Raw genomic sequence first — 21253 nt, 5'->3', positions numbered from 1 at the left:
GCGGCAGTCTTGCAGAAAAACGGTTAATCTCGGGGCATCGTTTAGATTGTGCCGTTCGACGCGGCGTCATCCGCCCAAGCTCCCGACATGCCCAAGACTGCTTCCGTAGAAGATCAATTCCCCTCCCACGAATGGGGCCTCGACAAGATCGTGGCTGACTTGCGCGCGTCGCGCGAACAGTTGCACCGCACTCGCCATCCACTTGGAATCCGTGAATTGCCATCGCGTGAAGCGATTGTGAAGATCGTCAATGGATTGCGTTCCGCGCTGTTTCCCACCCATTACGGCGACGCGGACCTGACCGCCGAAAGCGTGGATTATTACGTCGGCCACACGCTCGAAAGCACCTTGCGCCTGCTCTCCGAACAGATTCGCCGCGCCTTGCGTTTCTTGCCTGAGAACCACGACCTGAGCGATGCCGATCTCGGCATGCACGCGTTCGGTCTCGCGCGCGAATTCGGCACGCAGTTGCCGGCCATCCGCGCGCTGCTGGTCAGCGACATCCAGGCCGCATTCGCGGGCGACCCTGCTGCGCAGCACATCACGGAGATCCTGCTTTGCTATCCCGGCATCTGGGCCATGACGCATCATCGCCTGGCCCATGCGCTGCATAAGCTCGGCGTGCCCTTGCTCGCGCGCTTCATCAACGAGATCGCGCACTCGGCTACGGGTATCGACATTCACCCGGGCGCGACAATCGGCCCCAGTTTTTTCATCGATCACGGGACGGGCGTGGTGATCGGCGAGACCGCGGTGATCGGCCAGCATGTCAGGGTCTATCAGGCGGTGACGCTGGGTGCAAAGAGCTTTCCGGCGGGCAACGACGGCGTGCTCGTGAAGGGCAACGCGCGCCATCCGGTGGTGGAAGACGAGGTGGTGATCTATGCCGGCGCGACCATTCTCGGGCGCGTGACCATTGGACGCGGTTCGGTGATCGGCGGCAACGTCTGGCTCACGCATAGCGTGCCGCCGGGCAGCAACGTCTCGCAAGGCAAGGTCCGCGAAGGCGGCGCAGGCGACGCGCCGGACGACGGCCGCGGCGCTTAAACCCTAGCGTCTTTTTTAGCTGTTCGACACGCTGAACGCGCTCGAATGTCCGACGATGGACAAGAATTCGCGGCGTGTGGAAGGGTCGTCGCGGAAGGTGCCCAGCATCCGCGATGTCACCATCGACGCACCGGCCTTATGCACGCCGCGCGTGGACATGCATTGATGATTCGCTTCCAGGATCACGCCAACGCCTAGCGGTTGCAGGACTTCTTCCAGCGTATCGGCGATCTGCGCCGTCATCTTTTCCTGGATCTGCAGGCGCTTGGCGAACGCATCGACCAGGCGCGCCAGCTTCGATATACCCACCACTCGCTCACGCGGCAGGTATGCCACGTGCGCGCGGCCAATGATCGGCACCATGTGATGTTCGCAGTAACTTTCGAAGCGGATGTCCTTGAGCACGATCATCTCGTCGTAGCCCTGCACTTCGGAAAAAGTGCGGGCCAGGATCTCGCGAGGATCTTGCGCATAACCCGCGAAGAACTCTTCGTAAGAGCGAATGACGCGCGATGGGGTATCGATCAGTCCCTCGCGCGCGGGGTCGTCTCCAGCCCAGCGGATCAGAACCCGGACGGCGGCTTCAGCTTCTTCGCGGCTTGGACGATCGGCGTGACCAGTTTGATCGTGGATGTCCGAAGACGCGTTGGGGGAGTTGCGCGTGGCGCTCATCGAGGGCTCCAGATGCCTGTAGCAAAGTCATTAAGCCCTCATTGTTCCACGTTTTACCGAATGGAAGACCCCTGCGCGATGTCAGGTTTATCGGCTCTTGCCGCCGCCATCGATTCCCGAACCGGTTTGCCAGACCTTTTTTCCTTCCTCGGATAGTTGTCCCGAGCTGTGATGCTTGTCCGGTTCCGTGCCTTCCTGCGCCAGATGACCGCCGGGTTGTTCCTGCGCGCGCTGCTTCTCGCCCTTGCGTTGCGCCCGCCGTTCTTCCTGCGACCGCCCTGCGTAGTTGGTGTCTGTCTGCTTGTCCGTCATGTCGTTCTCCTTGAGTGAGTGACATGGAGAGGGGCGCAAGAGCCGTTCCATCCGTGATGGCTGCCCGATGCACGGGCAGCGGCGGATCGAAGAGACCTGTGGCAATGCAATCCGCGCGGTCCCTTCGGCATAACGCTGCTTTACGTGCGCGTGATGGACGCGCCGCCGTCCACGAGCGATGCGGTGCCGGTGACAAACGACGAGTCATCGGAGGCCAGGTAAAGGACCGAGCGGGCCAGTTCTTCCGGCGTTGCAACGCGCTTTAATGCGTGCAGGTTGGTGATGAACGCTTGCGATTCGGCGGTATCGTTCATGTCCCGATACATCGGGGTGTCGACGGCGCCGGGCAGCACGGCGTTCACGCGGATACCTTGCGCGCCATACTCGGCCGCCAGCGCTTGCGTGAGTTCAATGAGGCCGGCCTTGCTCGCCGCATACGAAGCCGTGCCGGGGAACGCAAATGAATAACCCACGAACGTCGATGTAAAGATGATCGACCCGCCGCCGTGTTCGAGCATGGCCGGGATCTGGTGTTTCGCGCCGATGAATGCGCTCGTCAGATTAGTGGCGAGTGCGTTGTTGAACCCCTCCACCGAAACGGAGGTGCTCGGTCCCATTTCGCCTGGCGTGCCGGCGTTGTTAAAAGCGACGTCGAGCCGGCCGAATTTCTCGATCGCCAGCGCCACGACTGCCTTCGCGTAGTCTTCCGATTGCACGTCGCCCGCGAGATAAACGGCTTCGCCGCCGTCCGCGTTGATCTCTGCCACGAGCGTTTCCAGCTCGGCCGCGCGGCGGGCGGCAACCACAACTTTTGCCCCTTCCGCCGCAAACAATTTGGCCGTGGCGCGGCCGATTCCGGCGCTTGCGCCCGTGACAATAGCTACCTTTCCTGTCAGTCGATTCACGATGATTCTCCGTTCTGTTCAGCTTGGCCCTTGGCGATGACCTGCGAGCAGGCCGTCTGGTCGCGCTGATGCCAGCTTTCCACATGGCGGATACCGATGTACTCGCGATGTACCCGAGCCGAAGGCACTTGAGCTCACGCGTGAGGGTGATGATCGATTACCTGGTTGAAGTCCTGGGAGGCGTGGCGCCCTGGGATAGAACGTGAAGGGCGCACATATAATCAGGCTCGGTGCTGACTTGCGTGGTCTGTCGCAGGCTGCCCAAACTCGGCATTCGAATTGTAACGAGACACTAGCGACCTGGCTGGCAGCCGTCGGCCAAGTTCGAATGGGCGCAACTCGACCGTCTGCCCGTGCAATGACTGGCCTCAGCAATCACGTTGAGCCGTCTGGGCATCTGCGGCCAGTGAGCCAGCTTGCGCTCGCTTGACTCAGAACTTGTGGCGCAAGCCAACCGTCGCCGCGACCTGAGTATTCGACGATGACGGTGTGAGCCCGAAGACGGCAGCGACCGCGTTGCCGCCGGTCGAATCCCGCCCTTTTGCGTGCTGTCCAAACACGACGGCGTAAACGCCCGTCCGTTTCGAGAGGAAGTATTCGGCCCCTACATTGAGCTGTTGGTAAGTGACGCCGCCCGCGGCACCGCTCGTTACCTGCGAACCGCGCGTGTAAGCATACGATGCGCCGACCATGATGGCCGGTGTCGGCAAAATCCTGAGATTGGCTTCCAGCGTATTGAACACGGCTTCACCGCTCAAAGCTCGGGGGTTGAGGGCAGGGTTTGATCCCAGGCCGCTGAATTGAGCGTTGGTATAGACGAGTCCGGCCGTCGCATTGCCGAACGTGTACGCCGCGGCGGCGCCGGCGGTTTGTTGCGTCTGAGCAGACGCGTAGCCTGAATAGATCGGGGTCAACGCCATGTTCGAGCCCGTGACGCTCGACGCCGGGTTGTTGCCGTAGTAAGAAAAATTCGGATTGCGTGCGACGAGGTAAGCGGCACCAACTGAGAGCGGCCCCTGTTTATAGCCCACTCCCAAGGAATAAATCCGGTTCCGCTGTGAATCTCCTGCAATGCCACCAGGACTGAATACACCGCCAAATGTGATGCCTCGATAGTCAGGGCTCGTGAATTTGATCGCGTTGTTGACGCGATAGCTATTTCCCGTGTTGTCCAGGTCTCCGGGGTGACTAGCGTAACCGCCCACAGTATCGCCGCCCGCCTTCATCACACCGACGTAATCGACGATCGAATCATACTGCCGCCCGAGAGTGATCGTACCGGCCGGACCACTCAAACCGGCGTAAGCCTGCCTGCCGAACTCGGCGCCACCTTGTGCGAGAGCGCCGTTCGCCGCCGAAAAGCCATTTTCAAGCAGGAACACTGCTTTGTAGCCGCCGCCCAGATCCTCCTTGCCGAGTAAGCCCCAGCGATTGCCTTTAAGCGAGCCAGCGACCATCGAATACTGTTTCGCGCCATGCGCATTGTTGTTGTACACAAATCCGACATCGATAACGCCATACAGTGAAACGGTGCTCTGTGCATGGCCAACGCAACTATAGGAAGCGAGGCAGACGCCAGCGGTTATAAGTCCTTTCATGCGAATACTCTCGAAAAAATGGTTGTTAATTCCGAAGTTTCACCGCTTTTAATTAATCCATCTTTTTATAAGTTAGATAAACTAAGTAATTGAATGTGATGTCGTGTTTCGGTCGGTCTTGTTCAACTGCTAGCACACCGGAAAACCTCATTTGGTGCGTTCAATCCTTCAAGCCTGCCGCATTTGAAGGACCGGCTTGAACGTCGGTCGCGCGCTGTTCTGATTTGCGGATAACCGCCTGCATCACAAAAGTCATCATCGCGCCGAACGCGAGACAAGCAGACAGGAACAGCATCGGAGCGATGACGCTGCCGGTGCGATCCTTGATCATTGGCACTACGTTCTGCGCAATGAATCCGCCCAGGTTGCCGATTGAATTGATCGCTGCGAGGCCCGCTGCGGCGTTGACGCCCGTCAGGAAACGGCCCGGCAACGACCACAGCACCGGTTGCCCGGCGAATATGCCGGCGGCCGCGAAGCACAGGCAAATAAACTGCAGCGTATTGCCGGGAACGAAGACGCTCAGTAGCAGGAAAAACGAACCCAGCAATGCCGGCACAGCAATGTGCCATGTCTGCTCGTTCCTCGCGACGGAATGACGCGGCACCCACCACAGTGCAAATCCGACCATCAACCAGGGAATGACATTTAATAAACCATTGACGGTATAACTGACGCCGAATCCCTTGACGACCGTCGGCAGCCAGTAGCTCAGACCATAGGCCGACAATGGGAAGAACAGAAAATAAAACGACATTAGCAACACGCGCCGGTCCAGCAGCACTGCAAACGGATTGGTGTGGCCGGTCGGCGCAATGCGCGCCGCTTCGGCTTGCAAGGTCTTGAGCAGCCAGCTCTTCTCGGGCTCGGTGAGAAAGCGTGCGGTTTGCGGCGACTCGGGCAACACTTTCCAGACCACCGGACTCATGAGCACCGCCATCATGCCCGAGACGATAAACACCCATTGCCAGCCGCGCAAGCCGAGCAGACCGTTGAAGTCCAGCAGAATGCCGCCGATTGGTGCGGCCACTGCATTGGCGAGCGCGCTGCCGATCATGAAATAGCCGATCAGCCTCGCGCGGCGGCGCACGGGAAACCAAAGCGTCAAGTAGTAAAGCACGCCGGGATAAAACCCTGCCTCACAGGCGCCGAGCAGAAAGCGCAGGATGTAAAGCATGGCGGTGTTGTGCGTGAAGCCAAGTGCGACCGTAACCGCGCCCCATGACAGCATGATCCTCGCGAACCATCGGCGTGCGCCAACTCTGTCGAGCATGATGTTGCTCGGTATCTCGAACAGCAGGTAGCCGATGAAGAACAGTGATGCGCCCAATCCATAGGCTGCTTCGCTCACACCGAGATCGGCCACCATCTGCAGTTTCGCGAAACCTATGTTTTGCCGATCGAGATACGCGATCAAATAGAGCAAGCCAAGCAACGGCATGAGTTTTAAGGTGGCGCGTCTAATGACTCGTTCGCCATCGACGGCCGATGATTGGACCTGCATTTTGTCTCCCTCTGGTTTTCTCGACGCTGTTTCAGCGCTGCGGTCTTTCTCGCAGCGTTGATGTTTGCAATCTGTTTGTGATCGCTTAATGCGTTGCTATCGATTGACTCTATGGGTGGCTGCGAGTCCGGTCAACTTGCGAATGAGCATCCCATATACAAGGTCGCTTTCGATCGATCGTTAAATTAGCTTTACTGATTATTAAACGATCATCTCAAAATAATTTTGCTTCAGGCGTTACGCCGTGTGGGCAGGGCCCAGTTGCGGAGAGCTTCGGCCCATCGCCCGTTGATTTGCAAAGTGGGCTTCGTCCGCGGTTTGGATCGCTGTCAATGCGGTCGCCGTCTCCCGATGCAGACCGTTTGAAATTTCCTTACACTGCTCCTGGAAAAACAGACCGTGTAAGCTCAAACTTTCAAGGAGATCAATGCATGAACCTCTCGTGGCGCAACATGGACCGCGCGACCCTCGACGCCGCCTACAGCAATGGCGATCCCCCGGCCGACTTTACGACCCGCAGCGCGGCGTTCTACGCATCGCATTCCGGCGATCTCGACGTCAGGTACGGAACCGCGCCCCGCGAGCGCTTCGACTTCTTCCCGGCATCGAGTGACAAACAATCCCCCGCGCCCACTTTCGTCTTCGTCCACGGCGGTTACTGGCAAAGCTGCGACAAGGAACTCTGCGCGTTCGTCGCTCAAGGACCGCTTGCCCGCGGCATGAACGTGGTTGTGGCCGAATACACGCTGGCACCGACCGCTTCGATAACGCAAATCGTGAGCGAGATCGGACGGCTGCTCGACTTCCTCGTCGAGCAAGGTCATACAACGCTCGTACTCGGCGGCCATTCCGCGGGCGGGCATTTGACAGCAATGCATCGTCATCATCCGGCGGTAAAATACGCGCTGCCCGTGAGTGGTCTCTTCGATCTCGAACCTATCAGTGCAGGCCGGCTGAACGATAAAATCGGGTTATCGGCGGAGGAAATCGCGCGCTTCAGCCCAATGCGGCATATCGGCCACGGTGCGCCAATGGTTGTCTCCGTCGGCGACGCAGAGCGGCCCGAACTCATCCGCCATTCGCATGACTATGCCCACGCATGTGCCGATGCAGGCGAGAGCGTGACCTACGTGCCGTTGCCTGCAGCAGATCACTTCTCCATTCTTTACGACCTCGCCGACCCGGATGGTTTGCAACTCACGGCGTTAGCGAAATTAATGCAGCGTTGAAAGTACTTCGCAACCCTGACGAGATTCAATGACTGCCTAGCAGCCCGAACACCGCCACGCCGTTCGTCGTTCCCACATACACTTTCCCGTTCGCGATCATCGGCGTGATGAACTTGTTTCCGGCACCGAACTGGTCGCGCGCACCCGCCTGATTGCTGTTGTACAACTCGTTCGCCAGATTGGTCGCGTCATACGCATGCAGTACCCCGACGGTGCCGTTTTCCGCTGCCCACACAATGCCATTCGATGTCCCGTTGGCCGAGACGCTGGGCGTCGCGCCGGGTGCGCCGAAAGTGGTCGGCGAGTGGCTGACCGGCGTCGCCGACAGCCGCGCCCCGCTGATCGAAAAAGCCTTGATGGTGTCGCCGACCGCGCCAAAGTACACCGTGTTGTTGAAGTACGCCGGCATGCTGAACACGCGCCCGGAGATTTGTCCGGCCAACTCCTGATAAATGGCGTCTGCGACCGGGTTGTACTTGCCCATCGAATCGCGGTTGACCACGTAGATGATCGCATCCTTGCCCGCGCCCAGCGCAAGGTGATGCACCGTGCCGGCGGCATCGGTGAGGTCGGGCAGCACGAGCGCACCGCCCGAACCCAGGTCTTCGTCGTCGGCTGATTCCTGGATCGTATTCGATGCCTCGAAATAGTCGGCCACGGTCAAGCCGGTCGTCGTTCCGAGCTTCAAAAACGCATTGCCGTAGTCGCCCGAAACCTGCACGCCCGCCGCGTTGACCGTGGCGTCGAAGCTGCCGTTGGCATCGAGCAGATAGATCGAGGTTCCATCCGACGCCATGCCCGCGCCGCTCATCCAGATCGCTCCGCCGGACCCGTTCGGCGTGAGATTCAGTACGCTGGTCTGCTGCAGTGTGTTCGCGCTATAAGCAATCACCCAGCCGGTGTAAGGCTGGACATCGCAATGTGAAGTCCACGCCGTGTAGATCGTGCCGTTCAGCAACAATAGCGACGTACGCTCGGCATATTGTTTCGGGTCGAAGATCACGTTGCCGTTCGAACTGTTCGCGCCGGCGCCCGGATACGACGCCGTGATTTCCGTCGGGCCGCCGAACAATTCAGCACCGGTGGTGACATCGAGTGCGTGGATTCTCTGGTGATACGCGCCGGCTGCGGTCTTCGACATGCCGACTACATACATTGCGCCATTCGGGCCGCGCGAGCGATCGATAACTGGCGTCGCGGTTACGCCTATTGTCGGAGAAATCTGGAAACAGCTGAGGGTGTCGCTGGGCGTTTCGCCGCTGGCGAGGGTCGTCGTTTTCCACAATGTTGCGCCCGTATCGGCATCGAATGCGTAGACGCTCGCATTTTCTGTCGCGACGTACAGCACGTTGTGCGTGCCGCCGGCAATCGTCATGTTCGACAGATAAAGCGGCTCGGCATCGACCGGACCATCCACGCTGTATAAACCGAGTTTGCCGAACGTCGCTGAGTTCACCGTGGCAGGGGTCAGCGCGGTTTCGTTGAGGTGCTGGCCGGTTCGCGCGACGTCATTGTGATAGGTCGCGACGTCAGCGGCGTTCACCACGGGTGTGACGGGTGCGGAACCTGATGGCAAGCCAGCGCCCGCGCCGGATGCTGCGGGTGGGCTGGAAGCGGTGACCGGACTGGAGGCCCCGCCCGATGCTGCGGATGCGGGAGTCGCCTCGCTGGCGCTGGACGCGGGCGAGGGAGCGCCCCCGCTGGCACCGGGCGCGGGAGAAGAGCTACTGCTGTTCGAATCTCCGCCGCCCCCGCTGCATCCGGCAATCACAACCGCAAACAGCACTTCGATAAACCGATGTGGAAGATGCGAGCGTTTCATGTGCATTCCCCTTTATCGAACAGTTGGGGCCGGCGGTCGGATTGTGTCTGGCAAACAGAGTTCCGTGGAGCAATAAAGGTGCCGCGGGAGCGGACGTTGATAGCTTTTGGCGGCGCAAACGCCTCGGTGTTTAATCAGACTTTTGGGAACGGCTTGCTGAGGAATTTCGATCCTGCAAGTCCGAAGCGCCAAGGTACATCCACGGCCTTGGTGATGCCGATGCGCGGTCCGGTCGCGAGGGGATATTCCTCGTCAGGCGCTTCAATGTGAAACGGAGGTTCGAGCAGGGACATGCCGTTGTTGCCGTGCGTGATGCCCAGCGCTTGCGCGACGCGTCCTGGTCCCGAGCACAACAGCCTGGCTGGTTCGAGGCCGCGCCGTTGGCGCATGGCATCGAGACCAGTGAGCGGTTCGATCGCGCGGATCAACACGCCCGCGCCGTGGCCCTCTTCGCGGCAAACAAAGTTCAGGCACCAGTGAATGCCGTACGAGCGATACACATAGACGTGCGCAGACGGACCAAACATGATGGCGTTACGCGGGGTCGGCCCGGGAAACGTATGTGACGCCGGATCTTCACGATCGTAGGCTTCGGTTTCGACGATCCTCCCGCCCACGCCATCGACGGTGAAGATCGCGCCGATCAGGCGACGCCCGACTTGCTCGGACGGCGCGTCGAAGTCGATAGGTGCTGCAGTGCGGGATGATTTGAGCATTGTTGGAAGAGTGGTACAGCCGCGTGTATCGTGCGGGTCCGTCGCGGCGGCCAAGGTTGTTCGTTTGCTATGGATGTTCAGCGGTTCGATTCTGCCGTCGTCAGCTTTTTCCGTCCACCCGCATGCTTTCACGCTCGTCCAATCTGTCAAACCGCCTGACCGATCCTCACCCTCGGCATCGCTTTCGATGCCAGCCACCAGACCAACGCCGCCGTCAGCGAAATGGCCGCAGCCAACAACATTGCCGTATGCATGCCGCGCTCAAACTGGTCCGGTGCGTCAAGCATCGCGCCAAAAACCGCGACGCCCAGCGCCGCGCCCGTCTGCCGCGCGGAATTCAGCACACCCGCCGCGATGCCGGCGCGGTTCTTATCGACGGTATCCATCAGCGAACGTGTGGCCATCGGCGTGATCAGGCCTGCGGAAAAGCCGATTGCCGGCATGGGAAGCGCGATGAGCCAGTAAGGCGAAGTGTCCGTGGACATCAGCAGCGCGAGAAAGCCGATCGTATAGATACCCAGTGCAACGCAGATCGGCCTGCGCGGTCCGGCCATCCTGACGAAGCGCGCCGCCGACATGCTGCCCGCCATCACCAGCGCGGTCAGCGGCAAGAAAGCGAGGCCCGTCAGCAACGGCGAATACGCTCGCACCTGCTGGAAATACAGGCTCAGCGTGAAGATCAGGCCGTAGAAAGTCATCGCGGAAACCATCGAGACAAACGCAGCACTGGAAAAAATCCGGTTGCTGAACAAGGACAGGGGCAGCATCGGTCGTGATCGCCTTGATTCGATCTTGAAGAAACTGCCTGTGGCAAGCACGCCCAGCGTAATCCCGCCCACGATCCACGGCGAGCGCCAGCCGAGCGAGCGCCCTTCGATCAGCACGGCGATCAACACGCCCAGTGCCACGATTGCCGTCGCCTGACCGGCGAGATCGAGATGGCGCTTCACGCGTGCGTCATCGGCAGGTTCCGTGCTTGCAACCCGCGATGTCAGCCACAAGCCAATCAACCCTATCGGCAAATTCGCGAGGAAGATGCTGCGCCAGCCGAACGCGTGGATCAGGATGCCGCCGATCAATGGGCCGCCGGCCATCGCCGCGCCGCCGCACGCAGCCCAAAGGCCGATCGCGCGGCCGCGCTCGCCCGGTTCGGCGTACGCGCGGTTGATGAGCATCAGCGAGCAGGGCACCAGCATCGATGCACCGATTCCCTGCAGCACGCGGGCGCCGGTCAGCGCGGCAAGATTGGCCGCCACGCCGCAGAGCGCGGACGCCAGCGTGAACACCGCGAGGCCGGCGAAGTAAACGTGCTTCGCGCCGAACCGGTCGCCCAGCGTGCCGCCCGTCAACAGCAGGCTCGCAAAGGTCAGCGTGTACGCGTTGACGACCCATTGCAAGCCCGCCGTGTTGGTCGCGAGCGCATCGGCAATGCTGCCCAATGCAACATTGACGATGGATGTATCGAGGATCACGACGATATAGCTGATGCTGGTCGCAGCGAGGACGCGGCGCTGGTGCGTTCGGATGTCGGGCACGTGGATATTTCTCTACGAGACGGGAAATCCAGTGTAGGGACACTGCCATGTCGCATGCTTCGACGCGTATCGAAGCATGCGGACAGGTGAGCGGATTATCATGACGATGTCAAAGCGGAGAGCCTTCATGTTTTCTCATCCTGCGGTCTCGTCGGCCGCTTTCCTGATTGCCGATCCCACGCGCGCCACCATGCTCATGACCCTCGCCGACGGCCGCGCGCGACCCGCGGGCGAGCTGGCCTATGCGGCGGGCGTCACCGCCCAGACGGCAAGCTCACATCTCGCGAAGCTGCTGACGGGCGGGTTGTTGTCGGTGGAAACACAGGGGCGGCATCGGTACTATCGGCTAGCCGGTTCGCACGTTGCGCTGGCGCTTGAAAACCTTGCATCGATCACATCGACCCCGGCGAATGACGTGGTGCGTCGAATGCCGCGCAGCAGGGAAGCCCGGGAATTGCAGTTCGCGCGATGCTGTTACGACCATCTCGCCGGCAGTCTCGGCGTAGCGGTGACGCAGGCGTTGCAGGACCGCGCGCTCGTCGTCGCAACCGATGACAAGCAATTCGATGTAACGCCGGTGGGCGTTGAATGGTTCCGCGCGATGGGCCTTGACGTAGCGGCATTGAAACCGACCCGGCGCGGACTCGCGCGGCAATGCCTGGATTGGACCGAGCGGCGGCATCATCTGGCCGGACCGCTGGGCGTTGAATTGATGAGCCGGCTTTGCGCGATGGGATGGGTCCGGCGTTCGAAGTCCTCGCGCGCCGTTCAGGTCACGCCGAAGGGATGGGCCGGGTTGAAAGAACAACTTGGCGTGGACGAGAGAGCGGTTCAGGCCGGCGTGTGAGCGGCAATTCAGGCTTAATGCTTCAATTCATGCCTTGTCAACGCGCCGGAGCGCGGATCGACGTGGATGTCATAAAACAAGCCCTGTTTGGTGGCTTCGCCTTCCCAGCGTCCATCGTCGGCTTTGAGGCGTACCGCGTCATAGCCCTGCGCCTTGACCTTCGCGATTGCAGCGTCTTTCGATATCCAGTCCGCGCCCGGCTGGTCATGCGCGAATGCCACGCTGCCTGTTGCAAGTGCGAGGACGGTTCCTGCTGCGATACAAGTCTTCTTCAACATTGGCTCTCCTTAACGATTCGAATGGACCAGCGTACCGACAACGGCTGGGTAGATCGGTCGTCAATCTAACATCACGCTTACAGGCAGATCCGCGACGAATCCGCACAGTGGCGCTTGCCCGCCACATTGGCACGGCCATTGCTGCCATGCCATTGCCGGACCAAGCAACCTTCTCTCAAAGGAGAGCACCATGCCTGAGAAGAAAACCATCGAACGCGCCCATGCTGACAAACGTGCGGGGAAGTCGCCCGGCACGCAGGCTGGCGAGTTTGTGAAGGAGCAGATCGATCACGTTCGTGAAGGCAAGCACGGCGCGAAGTCCGCGAAGCAGGCGATCGCGATCGGGTTATCGGAGGCACGCAGATCGGGTGTCGGTATGAAGGCGCCGAAGAAGGGCGCGGCGTCCGCCGCCACTCGCAAGAAAGCGGCGAAGGATACGCAGGCGGGTCAGCACAAGACTCAACGCAGCGCGAGCACGGAATCGAAGTCGAAACGATCCGCGACGTCCACGCGCGTGCTCAAACGTGAGGGCACCAAGGCCGCTTCGCACAAGTCGCTCTCGAGGCAGGCGCATGCCAGTGCGAGCCGGCGGTCTGCTGCCGATCGATCGGCCGCGGCGAAGAAAGGCTGGCAGACGCGCCGTAAGGCGGCCGCGAAGGCGAGTACGGCTCGGCACGCACGCTAGAACGCCAGAGCGTGCTGGTCTCAGTGCACGTGCAGCGCCGCAACGAAGAAAGGCCGTCCCGGATCAACCGGAACGGCCTTGGCGCTTACAGTGTTCGGCTATCGAAACCCGCGTTATTTCACCGTTTCGAGGACCTTGCGAACCGTGCTGAAAATCTGCTCGATCTGGTCGTCTTCAATGATCAGCGGCGGCGAGAACGCGAGGATATCGCCTGTATAGCGCATCAGAACGCCTGCCTCGAAGCATTTCACGAACGCTTCGTAAGCCCGCGCACCCGGCGCGCCATCGCGCGATTCCAGTTCGATGCCCGCCACCATGCCGAGATTGCGCACGTCCTTCACATAAGGCGCGTCGCGCAACGCATGCGCAGCGGCTTCGAACTTCGGCGCCTTCGATGCAGCCCGTTCAAACAGTTGATCGCGTGCATACAGGTCCAGCGTCGCGATTGCGGCTGCGGCTGCCATCGGGTGCGCGGAATACGTATAGCCGTGGAACAGCTCGATACCGTTCACTGCACCCGCATCGACGATCGTGTCGTGCACGTTGCGATGCGCAGCCACTGCGCCCATCGGAATGGCGGCGTTGTTGATGGCCTTGGCCAGCGTCATCAGGTCCGGCGTCACGCCGAAATATTCCGCGGCCGTCGCTTTGCCGAGCCGGCCGAAGCCCGTGATGACTTCATCGAAAATCAGCAGGATGCCGTGCTTCGTGCAGATCTCGCGGAGCTTTTGCAGATACCCCTGCGGCGGCACGAGCACGCCTGTTGAACCCGCCAGCGGTTCCACGATCACGGCCGCGATCGTCGATGCATCGTGCAGCGCGACGATGCGTTCGAGCTCTTCGGCGAGATGCGCGCCCCAGACCGGCTGGCCCTTCGAAAACGCGTTGTGTTCAGGTGCGTGCGTGTGCGGCAGATGATCGACGTTCGGCAGCAGCCCGCCTGAAAACGTCTTCCGGTTCGGTCCAATGCCGCCGACCGAGATGCCGCCGAAACCCACGCCGTGATAACCGCGCTCGCGGCCAATCAGCTTCGTGCGCTGGCCTTCGCCGCGTGCCCGGTGATAGGCGAGGGCGATTTTCAGCGCGGTATCGACGGATTCAGAACCCGAATTTGTGAAGAAGATGCGGTCGAGGCCTTCCGGCATGATCGCGGCGACCTTCGTGGCCGCTTCGAATGCAAGCGGATGGCCCATCTGGAAGGTCGGCGCGAAGTCGAGCGTGGCGGCCTGCTGCTGGATCGCGGCGACGATTTCATCGCGGCAGTGGCCCGCGTTCACGCACCACAAGCCGGCGCAGCCGTCCAGAATCTCGCGGCCGTCGGACGCACGGTAGTACATGCCCTTGGCGCCCTCGATCAGGCGCGGTGCAGCTTTGAACTGCCGGTTGGCGGTGAATGGCATCCAGAACGACGAGAGGTCGTCGATGACGGGGCGCGAAGTCATGGGAAATCTCCTGTTAGAACACGCAATGTAGTCCTCGATAAAAACCTGCGGCATAGACAGTTATCCTGTCGCGACGAGAACTGTGCTGGCAAAATGGTGCAAACTGTATTGGTCGTCTATCCTGGATGACTTGCTCTCATCATCCTCTGCCTGTCACTTCATGATCGAACTTCAACTGGACCGCGACCGCGCGCAAGCCACGCTCGTCGAACAATTGGTGCGGGCGTTTTCCGGCGCCATCGAGCAACAGGCCTTGCGCGCCGGCGCGTTGCTGCCTTCGGTGCGCCAGCTTGCGCAATCGGAAAGGCTGAGCACCTTCACGGTAACGGAGGCGTATGGACGCCTTGTGTCGATGGGCCTCGTGGTCGCGCGGCGCGGCTCGGGGTACCGGGTGGCGGCACGAGCGCCGACGGCCCACAGGCGCGCTGTGGCGTGGCAGCCGCCTAGTCTTACCGCGACCTGGCTCCTGTCCGACGTCTTCGCCGACCATTCCGTGCCGATCAAAGCCGGCTGTGGCTGGCTGCCCAACGAATGGGTCAACGAAAGCGGTTTGCATCACGCGCTGCGCTCGATCAGCCGCGTGCCGGCGGCGCGTATGGCCGACTACGGGCACCCATACGGTTTTGCGCCGCTGCGCGAGCGGATTGCCGAGCAACTGGACCGCTACGGTTTGCCCGCCGACCCGGCCGCGAACGTGTTGCTGACGGCCGGGGCAACGCAGGCGCTCGACCTGATCGTGCGCACGCTGCTGCGTCCCGGCGATACGGTCATCGTCGAAGATCCGGGTTACTGCAATCTGCTGCAGATCCTGCAACTGGGCGGCCTGATCGTGCGGGGCGTGCCGCGCACGCCGGCAGGAATTGATAACGACGTGCTCGAGCAACTGGTGATCGAGCATAGTCCCAAGGCGATCTTTCTCAACACGACGCTGCAGAATCCGACCGGCGCAACCTTCGGCATGGCGGCGGCGTTTCGCTTGCTGCAGATCGCGGAACGCTATGGCTTGTGGGTCGTGGAAGACGACGTCAACCGCGAGCTCGCGCCGCCCGGCGCGCCGCTTCTTGCCGCCATGGAGGGCTTGAACCGCGTGCTGTACGTCGGCGGATTTTCAAAGACGATCACGCCGGGATTGCGCTGCGGTTATGTGGTCGCCGAACGCGACGTGCTGCGTGAACTGGCGCGTACGAAGATGGCGGTGGGGCTGACGTCATCGGCGGCGACGGAACGGATTGTCGAAAAAGTGCTGACCGAAGGGCGTTACGCGCGGAACGTGGAATCGGTGACCGAAAAACTGAAGGACGCGCACGTGCAGGTCGAGGACCGGATGGACGCGCTCGGCGTCGAGTTGTTTCATCGGCCGCGTGCGGGATTGTTCGTGTGGGCGCGCTTACCGGTTGAGCCCGAGCAAGCGAGCGAACTCGCGACGCAGGCGCTGGAAGACGGCATCTGGCTTGCACCCGGTTCGTATTTCCGTCCCAACGATGCTGCGAGCAGCTGGTTTCGCTTCAACGTGCCGTATTCCACCGATGACGCGTTGTGGGGGTTTATCGATAAATGGAAGCGGCGCTAGGAAAGGTTGCGCTCGCACATTGAATCCTCCGGTTTGTTTGCTAATTAGGAACAATCGTGCGGATAGCCTTAGATCATAAGCACAGACTCGCGCTCGCGAACTGAACCGGCGGCACGCAGCCGCCGTCAATTCGCATCACTGCTCGACCGCTGGATTCCAGGCGGAGCCGCGTATGTTGATTCCTTCAAAAAGAGGGCCGATATGGCGAATTTATCCAGCTATCCATCTAAAGCAGTCATCACATCCATTGGATCTCAAGCGCCAGCGGCACGACAGGCGAAGCGTTGCCGGTCATCACGGGAACGGCTGATGCCGGAACCGCGGTGAACGTGTATGACGGCGTCGATGGCTAGACACCACCATCGACTTGCCGGCAGTGATCTCACCGTTTATTACGGACATCCTGGGACGCAACGGTTTAGCGATTGTTCCGGGCAGCACGACTTCTGAGTCTAATCCCAGCACGACGGGAACCGGTAAGCCAGGCGACATGGTCACGCTGTTCGACGGCCAGCAGGTTATCGGCTCCGCCGGGGTGGACGCGCCGGTAAATGGTGGATCACCGCGGACGCGGGCCTGGCCAACGGTTCGCACGACCTGTATGCGATTGCATCAAATGCAGAAGGTTCGCCGCGCTCGCCGTCGAATCATGCGGCTTTCACTGTCGAAAACGTTGCGCATGCAATAAGTATTGAGGACATCAATACAAATGGCTCGCGCGCCGCGTTCAAACTCTCGACTACCGATGTCCTGACTCCCGGGGAACATGACTTGTTTCCCGACAATAAACTCCCGGCGAAACCTGCCGGCCAAACGGACCATGCGACCGTTGCGCCGGAGTCTTGCGTTGCGGGTCTCGTGGAAGGCGAGTGGCGGCAAAAAGTACGTTGAAAACCGGCGGCGCCGTGTACATTCCGATCGAGCACTCAGGCGCGCTCCTTGAACCTTTGCTTCATCAAAGCGTTGATTTTGCGGTACATGAAGGGTGAACTGAACTGCTTGCTCCGCCTGCTTGCGGAGTGACGTAAAACAAAAAAGCGCGAGCATGCTCGCGCTTTTTTGCATTACTTCAGTGGCGTCCTTTGGATATGGACACCGCTGTTTCATCGCCGGAATACGCCCAGCAACAATGTCGCCAGGAAGATCACAATAAAGATGAAGAACAGGATCTTCGCGATTTCGGTCGCGCCACTCGCGATTCCGCCGAAGCCAAAAAACGCCGCGATGATCGCGATGATGAAAAAGATGACAGCGTATCGAAGCATGAAGCCCTCCAAAGGGGTCGATTATCGGATTGGTTGCGTGCTGGCTTGACGCCTTCGCCGCCTTGACTGGTTTATATGACCATGTGCCGCTGAATGCAGCTATATCCCGCGACGCCCGAACCTGAAGCAACCCTCGTGCCCAGAAGTCACTACGTCAGAAAATAGGGCGCAAAAAGATTCGCACGCAAAAAAGCCGCACTGCGTTGCGCGAGTGCGGCTTTGTAAGACGCGCCAGAGGGCGCGGAACAGAGGAGAAATGTTATCGGCGGTTATCGGCGGTTATCGGCGGGTTTTGCCGTTGTCAGGTTCGTCGTCGAGGTCGTCATCGTCGGCGTGGTTTAGCGCATCCGGCAGTTGGTTCTCGAGTTCATCGCGTTCAATTTGATCGGCGAGATCGAGGGACTTGCGTGTTGCGGGACCGGACGGGCGGTTTGCTCCAGACATGGCGTAACTCCTTGGGATTTTCAAAGCCGCGCCAACAAAGGCGCGAGTTGATCGGACAGCAAGCTCGGCCAGCAAGCTTCGTACACGCCTGTCGATTTCTCCAAAACGGAGTGCGCATTTCTTGCCGCTTCCCACGGCCAAAGTTGCAATCAGGCTGCATATTTTGCGCGACGGCAGGCATGGATCAGTATGCGCCGCCTACGAAAAAATAGGCTGGATCTGAACGCCGGACTTCCGAATCAACTTGCCATGAATGTAACGCTCACCCCACTGGTTACATCGCCGCTTCGAACTATCGGTTATGACGTCACCGGAGTCGCCAGTCGTTACGCCAGCGCACGCTCGACAATTGGATACAACGAAAGCACGAGCAGCGTGGCCATGGTCCAGTTGAAAGCACGGAGCCAGCGCGGTTGCGTGAGAATCCGCCGCATGGACGTGCCGAATGCGGCCCACATTGTGATGCAGGGTAATCCGACGACGATGAAAACCATTGCCATCAACACAGCATTCAGCGAAAAGCTCGAATGCAAATGAATCGTGGTCGCGGCGGTCAGCACCATCATCCATGCTTTCGGATTGATCCACTGAAACGCGGCTGCTTCGATAAACCGCATGGGCCGGCCCTCGCCGTCGCGAGCCTGCATGGTCGATGAAGTCGCGATTTTCCACGCGAGATACAGCAGGTACGCCACGCTTAAAGTTTCAAGCAGCGTGTAAGCCCAGGCGAAGCGCGCAAATGCCTGCCCCACGCCGAGACCCACCAGCACCATCAGAATGGCGACGCCTACGCTGATGCCGAGCACGTGCGGCACGGTGCGGCGCAATCCGAAGTTCACCCCCGACGCAAGCAGCATGGTGTTGTTCGGACCGGGTGTGATGGTGGTGACGAGCGCGAACAGCACCGCGGCCGGAAGGGCTGTCATAAGGGCGGCTGTGTCGAGATGCATGGTGTTTCCTAGTGTGTCGCGAATGCAGGAATTGAGTCGGATCGAGCGACCGTGAGCGCCAGTGTATGAGATGTGATCTGTACAGTACCGGTACAGATAGTCAGGTCATTTCCTGTACGGTGCGGTTGGCGTTGTTGGCGCGATCTGGCGTAGCGTTTGCAAAAAGCGTCGTGTGAACTGTTCCTTCATTGGTACGGTTTATTACACGTTTCGCGATTTTTGCTTGTGGTGAATCTGTTCAAGCATCCACTTGAATCCGTGACCGTGTGAGCATCGAAGCGTTTTCCGACAGCGCCGTTGTTCCGACAGCGTTCGGCATGCTGATCGTTTTAGTTTGCCGATCGATGAGTCGGATTATTTTCGCGATCCCCAAGATCGGATCGCAAGGGCGGTGCTTGGAAATGAGGATGGACTTCCGCATGCACCGCTGCACGAATTGCTCGATGGCGCCGAACGTGCGCAACAAAATATCGACGGCATGTTGCTGCTTGGATCGATGGGTCTCAACATCGCATCGATGATGCTCGACACCGATGCAATCGTGCTGTCGATGCAGACGGCTACCCGCGCATTTGATGCCGCATGCCGACGTCCTCTATCTGAAACTAACGTATCAACGTCTTTGCTGATTTTGGGTTGGCATCGCGTGAAAGACGGGTACAGGTCGAGCAAGTGTTGCAAAGTTTCAATACCCGGCTATGCCGTTGATCCCGCCCGGCAACCTCAGTGAGCGGTTCGTTGACGGCCCTACCGCGGCGTCAACCAACCTCGCATTTCCATCGAGCACGCTCTCCCGAACCTCTCCAACTCGCCGTCCATCGCCCGCTCGCACCGCATCCGGATGCATTCGCGCGAGCGTGATGTACGAGTCAACGCGCATCGAAGTTCACTAGGCGAAGGCGGCATCGGATCACGATCCATTGATCGCGCGGCTATCCTTGTCGCCTTAAAAAAGACGCTTGTAACGAAAACCCCTTAAAAAAAGGCTCAGAAGCGCAAAAAGACTCGCACGAAGTTCAATGGCGCTTGTAGAATCCGGCGTTGATACGGATGCATTCACGCGGCCGTATTCTAAAAACACTGACCTCAACAGGTAGGAGAAACATGCCGACTTCCGCAAAAACCGCTGCCAAGAAAGCTGCAACCAAAGCTGCTCCCAAGGCTGCAACGAAGACTGCCGCAGCGCCCGTCAAGAAGGTCGCTGCCAAGAAGGCCGCATCGACGCCGGCTACTGTGGCGAAGAAAGCAGCAGTGAAGACGACGGCAACGCTGTCGCCGGTCAAGGACACGTTCACGAAGGCATCGCTCGCCGCGCATCTGTCGGATCGTGCGACTGTTGACCTGAAAGCAGTGAAGGCCGTTCTGTCGGCACTCGAGGACACCATCCTCGGTGCGGTTCACAAGAAGGGCGCAGGCGAGTTCACGCTGTCGGGCCTCTTGAAGATTTCGGCGCAAGTCGTGCCGGCGAAGAAAAGGCGCTTCGGCAAGGACCCGTTCTCGGGTGAAGACCGTTGGTTCGATGCAAAGCCGGCAAGCGTGCGTATCAAGGCACGTGCGTTGAAGAAGTTGAAGGACGCTGCAGCCTAAGCTGACGCAAAAGCATTGAAGGACTATGGCAGCGCAGGAGTAGAGGCGAACCGTAGTCGAAAAAAAATGGCCGGTTTCCGCGAGGGAATCGGCCATTTTTTTGCCTGTTTCTTCAGAGGCGGGATTGAAAGGCTGTGACGTTCGAGCGTGATGGGTGACGCGCAAACAGCGATGCCGTTCGCAATTCGGTACCTGCTCAGACCGAGTCTTCGAGGATCACTGTCGACGTACCGGGTTCGCTTTGGCAGCCCGCTTCGTAGTCGATTTTATGCGCATCGAAGTGATGGATCGCGCGCAGCAGACGAGGCGAGAAGGTCGCGCCGAACTGCGCGACGAGCCTGTCGCGTTGAGCGGAATTGGCGTGAGCAAGCGCGCGCAACTCGCCGATTGGAATACCGACGAACAGGTTCAGGGGAAACGGTGGAGTGGACTCGATGGAAGATTCCGGCGCGCGTATGCGAAGCCCGGGTTGAAGATGCGTCTCGAGTTCCATGGTGAAGATGAAATCGGCGTTATCGGGCGAAGCCGTTTTCGCTTCGGCGAGAAGTCGTGGCACCACGTCTTGAAGCAATGCAATTTCCTGGACGGTCAGCATGATGAGATCCTTCGAAGGAGAAGTGTCGATTCGGTGTCGATCCGGCAAAGGCAAGCAACACCGATGCCGGATAAAAGCGCGAGTAGGAACGCGCTGTCGATGTCACTTTTACGCGGGCATTTACCTGAAACGCGAACCGTGGCAAGGCAGCGAAAGCCAAGCATAAAAGGTGTTGAGGCCGTACGGCTTTTTACGCCACAACAAGAACAGCGCGATCACGACGCTTATGCTGCCCGGCAGGGCGGACGCG

At 59.9% G+C, this 21253-nt stretch carries 22 protein-coding genes; 7 read left to right on the top strand and 15 right to left on the bottom strand.

Going from position 1 to position 21253, the window contains the following annotated elements; translation table 11 throughout:
• Positions 1 to 87: 87 nt before the first annotated feature.
• Positions 88 to 1047 carry a serine O-acetyltransferase EpsC gene (gene epsC, locus ACSQ83_RS03080; RefSeq protein ID WP_414949140.1) on the top strand — a complete coding sequence of 320 codons (960 nt, stop codon included), beginning with the start codon at positions 88 to 90 and terminating at the stop codon, positions 1045 to 1047.
• A 15-nt stretch (positions 1048 to 1062) separates the two neighbouring features.
• Here epsC and folE read toward each other — a convergent pair whose 3' ends face one another.
• The 5 genes from folE to ACSQ83_RS03055 all read right to left on the bottom strand — a co-directional run bounded on the left by folE (position 1063) and on the right by ACSQ83_RS03055 (position 6038).
• Positions 1063 to 1719 (bottom strand): GTP cyclohydrolase I FolE, encoded by a 657-nt coding sequence (folE, locus tag ACSQ83_RS03075; RefSeq protein ID WP_414949141.1) that lies wholly within the window; start codon positions 1717 to 1719, stop codon positions 1063 to 1065.
• Positions 1720 to 1806: 87 nt separating this feature from the next.
• Positions 1807 to 2031: a hypothetical protein gene (locus tag ACSQ83_RS03070; protein WP_299712989.1), complete on the bottom strand. Its 225-nt coding sequence runs from the start codon at positions 2029 to 2031 to the stop codon at positions 1807 to 1809.
• A 140-nt stretch (positions 2032 to 2171) separates the two neighbouring features.
• The gene (locus ACSQ83_RS03065) at positions 2172 to 2936 is read right to left on the bottom strand and encodes an SDR family oxidoreductase (RefSeq protein ID WP_436227179.1); all 765 of its coding nucleotides are present in this window, start codon (positions 2934 to 2936) and stop codon (positions 2172 to 2174) included.
• Between the two features lie 431 nt (positions 2937 to 3367).
• Entirely contained in the window at positions 3368 to 4534 is a 1167-nt protein-coding gene (locus ACSQ83_RS03060) for a porin (protein WP_414966849.1), read from the bottom strand.
• Positions 4535 to 4694: 160 nt separating this feature from the next.
• Positions 4695 to 6038, bottom strand: a complete 1344-nt coding sequence (locus ACSQ83_RS03055) for an MFS transporter (RefSeq protein ID WP_414966848.1) — start codon at positions 6036 to 6038, stop codon at positions 4695 to 4697.
• Positions 6039 to 6469: 431 nt separating this feature from the next.
• Between ACSQ83_RS03055 and ACSQ83_RS03050 the strand changes: the two genes are divergently transcribed.
• Positions 6470 to 7267, top strand: a complete 798-nt coding sequence (locus ACSQ83_RS03050; RefSeq protein ID WP_436227178.1) for an alpha/beta hydrolase — start codon at positions 6470 to 6472, stop codon at positions 7265 to 7267.
• Positions 7268 to 7292: 25 nt separating this feature from the next.
• On the opposite strand, the gene ACSQ83_RS03045 is transcribed toward ACSQ83_RS03050, so the two are convergent.
• The 3 genes from ACSQ83_RS03045 to ACSQ83_RS03035 form a co-directional block, all read right to left on the bottom strand.
• Entirely contained in the window at positions 7293 to 9089 is a 1797-nt protein-coding gene (locus ACSQ83_RS03045) for a pyrrolo-quinoline quinone (RefSeq protein ID WP_436227177.1), read from the bottom strand.
• Positions 9090 to 9223: 134 nt separating this feature from the next.
• Positions 9224 to 9805 carry a DNA-3-methyladenine glycosylase gene (locus ACSQ83_RS03040; protein WP_436227176.1) on the bottom strand — a complete coding sequence of 194 codons (582 nt, stop codon included), beginning with the start codon at positions 9803 to 9805 and terminating at the stop codon, positions 9224 to 9226.
• Between the two features lie 146 nt (positions 9806 to 9951).
• Entirely contained in the window at positions 9952 to 11340 is a 1389-nt protein-coding gene (locus ACSQ83_RS03035; protein ID WP_436227175.1) for an MFS transporter, read from the bottom strand.
• Positions 11341 to 11467: 127 nt separating this feature from the next.
• Between ACSQ83_RS03035 and ACSQ83_RS03030 the strand changes: the two genes are divergently transcribed.
• Positions 11468 to 12187: an ArsR/SmtB family transcription factor gene (locus ACSQ83_RS03030; RefSeq protein ID WP_436227174.1), complete on the top strand. Its 720-nt coding sequence runs from the start codon at positions 11468 to 11470 to the stop codon at positions 12185 to 12187.
• A 14-nt stretch (positions 12188 to 12201) separates the two neighbouring features.
• Here the strand turns inward: ACSQ83_RS03030 and ACSQ83_RS03025 are convergent, their stop codons facing one another.
• The gene (locus ACSQ83_RS03025; protein ID WP_414949152.1) at positions 12202 to 12465 is read right to left on the bottom strand and encodes a PepSY domain-containing protein; all 264 of its coding nucleotides are present in this window, start codon (positions 12463 to 12465) and stop codon (positions 12202 to 12204) included.
• Between the two features lie 190 nt (positions 12466 to 12655).
• On the opposite strand from ACSQ83_RS03025, the gene ACSQ83_RS03020 reads away from it, so the two are divergent.
• Positions 12656 to 13150 (top strand): DUF6496 domain-containing protein, encoded by a 495-nt coding sequence (locus ACSQ83_RS03020; RefSeq protein WP_436227173.1) that lies wholly within the window; start codon positions 12656 to 12658, stop codon positions 13148 to 13150.
• Between the two features lie 113 nt (positions 13151 to 13263).
• On the opposite strand, the gene ACSQ83_RS03015 is transcribed toward ACSQ83_RS03020, so the two are convergent.
• Positions 13264 to 14592 carry an aspartate aminotransferase family protein gene (locus tag ACSQ83_RS03015; RefSeq protein ID WP_436227172.1) on the bottom strand — a complete coding sequence of 443 codons (1329 nt, stop codon included), beginning with the start codon at positions 14590 to 14592 and terminating at the stop codon, positions 13264 to 13266.
• Between the two features lie 160 nt (positions 14593 to 14752).
• Between ACSQ83_RS03015 and ACSQ83_RS03010 the strand changes: the two genes are divergently transcribed.
• Complete coding sequence (locus ACSQ83_RS03010) at positions 14753 to 16162, top strand: PLP-dependent aminotransferase family protein (protein WP_436227171.1); 1410 nt, start codon at positions 14753 to 14755, stop codon at positions 16160 to 16162.
• 612 nt (positions 16163 to 16774) lie between these two features.
• On the opposite strand, the gene ACSQ83_RS03005 is transcribed toward ACSQ83_RS03010, so the two are convergent.
• From ACSQ83_RS03005 to ACSQ83_RS02990, 4 genes are all read right to left on the bottom strand, one after another.
• Entirely contained in the window at positions 16775 to 17227 is a 453-nt protein-coding gene (locus ACSQ83_RS03005; protein ID WP_414966840.1) for a hypothetical protein, read from the bottom strand.
• Positions 17228 to 17265: 38 nt separating this feature from the next.
• Complete coding sequence (locus ACSQ83_RS03000) at positions 17266 to 17427, bottom strand: DUF1328 family protein (RefSeq protein WP_031363615.1); 162 nt, start codon at positions 17425 to 17427, stop codon at positions 17266 to 17268.
• A gap of 279 nt (positions 17428 to 17706) precedes the next feature.
• The gene (locus tag ACSQ83_RS02995; protein ID WP_414949158.1) at positions 17707 to 17871 is read right to left on the bottom strand and encodes a hypothetical protein; all 165 of its coding nucleotides are present in this window, start codon (positions 17869 to 17871) and stop codon (positions 17707 to 17709) included.
• Positions 17872 to 18197: 326 nt separating this feature from the next.
• Positions 18198 to 18821 (bottom strand): LysE family translocator, encoded by a 624-nt coding sequence (locus ACSQ83_RS02990; RefSeq protein ID WP_436227170.1) that lies wholly within the window; start codon positions 18819 to 18821, stop codon positions 18198 to 18200.
• 334 nt (positions 18822 to 19155) lie between these two features.
• Here ACSQ83_RS02990 and ACSQ83_RS02985 point away from each other — a divergent pair, with 334 nt between their 5' ends.
• Positions 19156 to 19551 (top strand): hypothetical protein, encoded by a 396-nt coding sequence (locus tag ACSQ83_RS02985; protein ID WP_414966838.1) that lies wholly within the window; start codon positions 19156 to 19158, stop codon positions 19549 to 19551.
• A gap of 374 nt (positions 19552 to 19925) precedes the next feature.
• Positions 19926 to 20408: an HU family DNA-binding protein gene (locus ACSQ83_RS02980; protein WP_414949164.1), complete on the top strand. Its 483-nt coding sequence runs from the start codon at positions 19926 to 19928 to the stop codon at positions 20406 to 20408.
• 196 nt (positions 20409 to 20604) lie between these two features.
• On the opposite strand, the gene ACSQ83_RS02975 is transcribed toward ACSQ83_RS02980, so the two are convergent.
• Positions 20605 to 21003 (bottom strand): hypothetical protein, encoded by a 399-nt coding sequence (locus ACSQ83_RS02975; protein ID WP_414949165.1) that lies wholly within the window; start codon positions 21001 to 21003, stop codon positions 20605 to 20607.
• Between the last annotated feature and the right edge of the window lie 250 nt (positions 21004 to 21253).

The organism is Caballeronia sp. LjRoot29 (assembly GCF_964252755.1).
GTDB lineage: Bacteria > Pseudomonadota > Gammaproteobacteria > Burkholderiales > Burkholderiaceae > Caballeronia.
The sequence above is the reverse complement of the archived record's forward strand: the minus strand, read 5'-3'. Positions and strand labels throughout refer to the sequence as shown.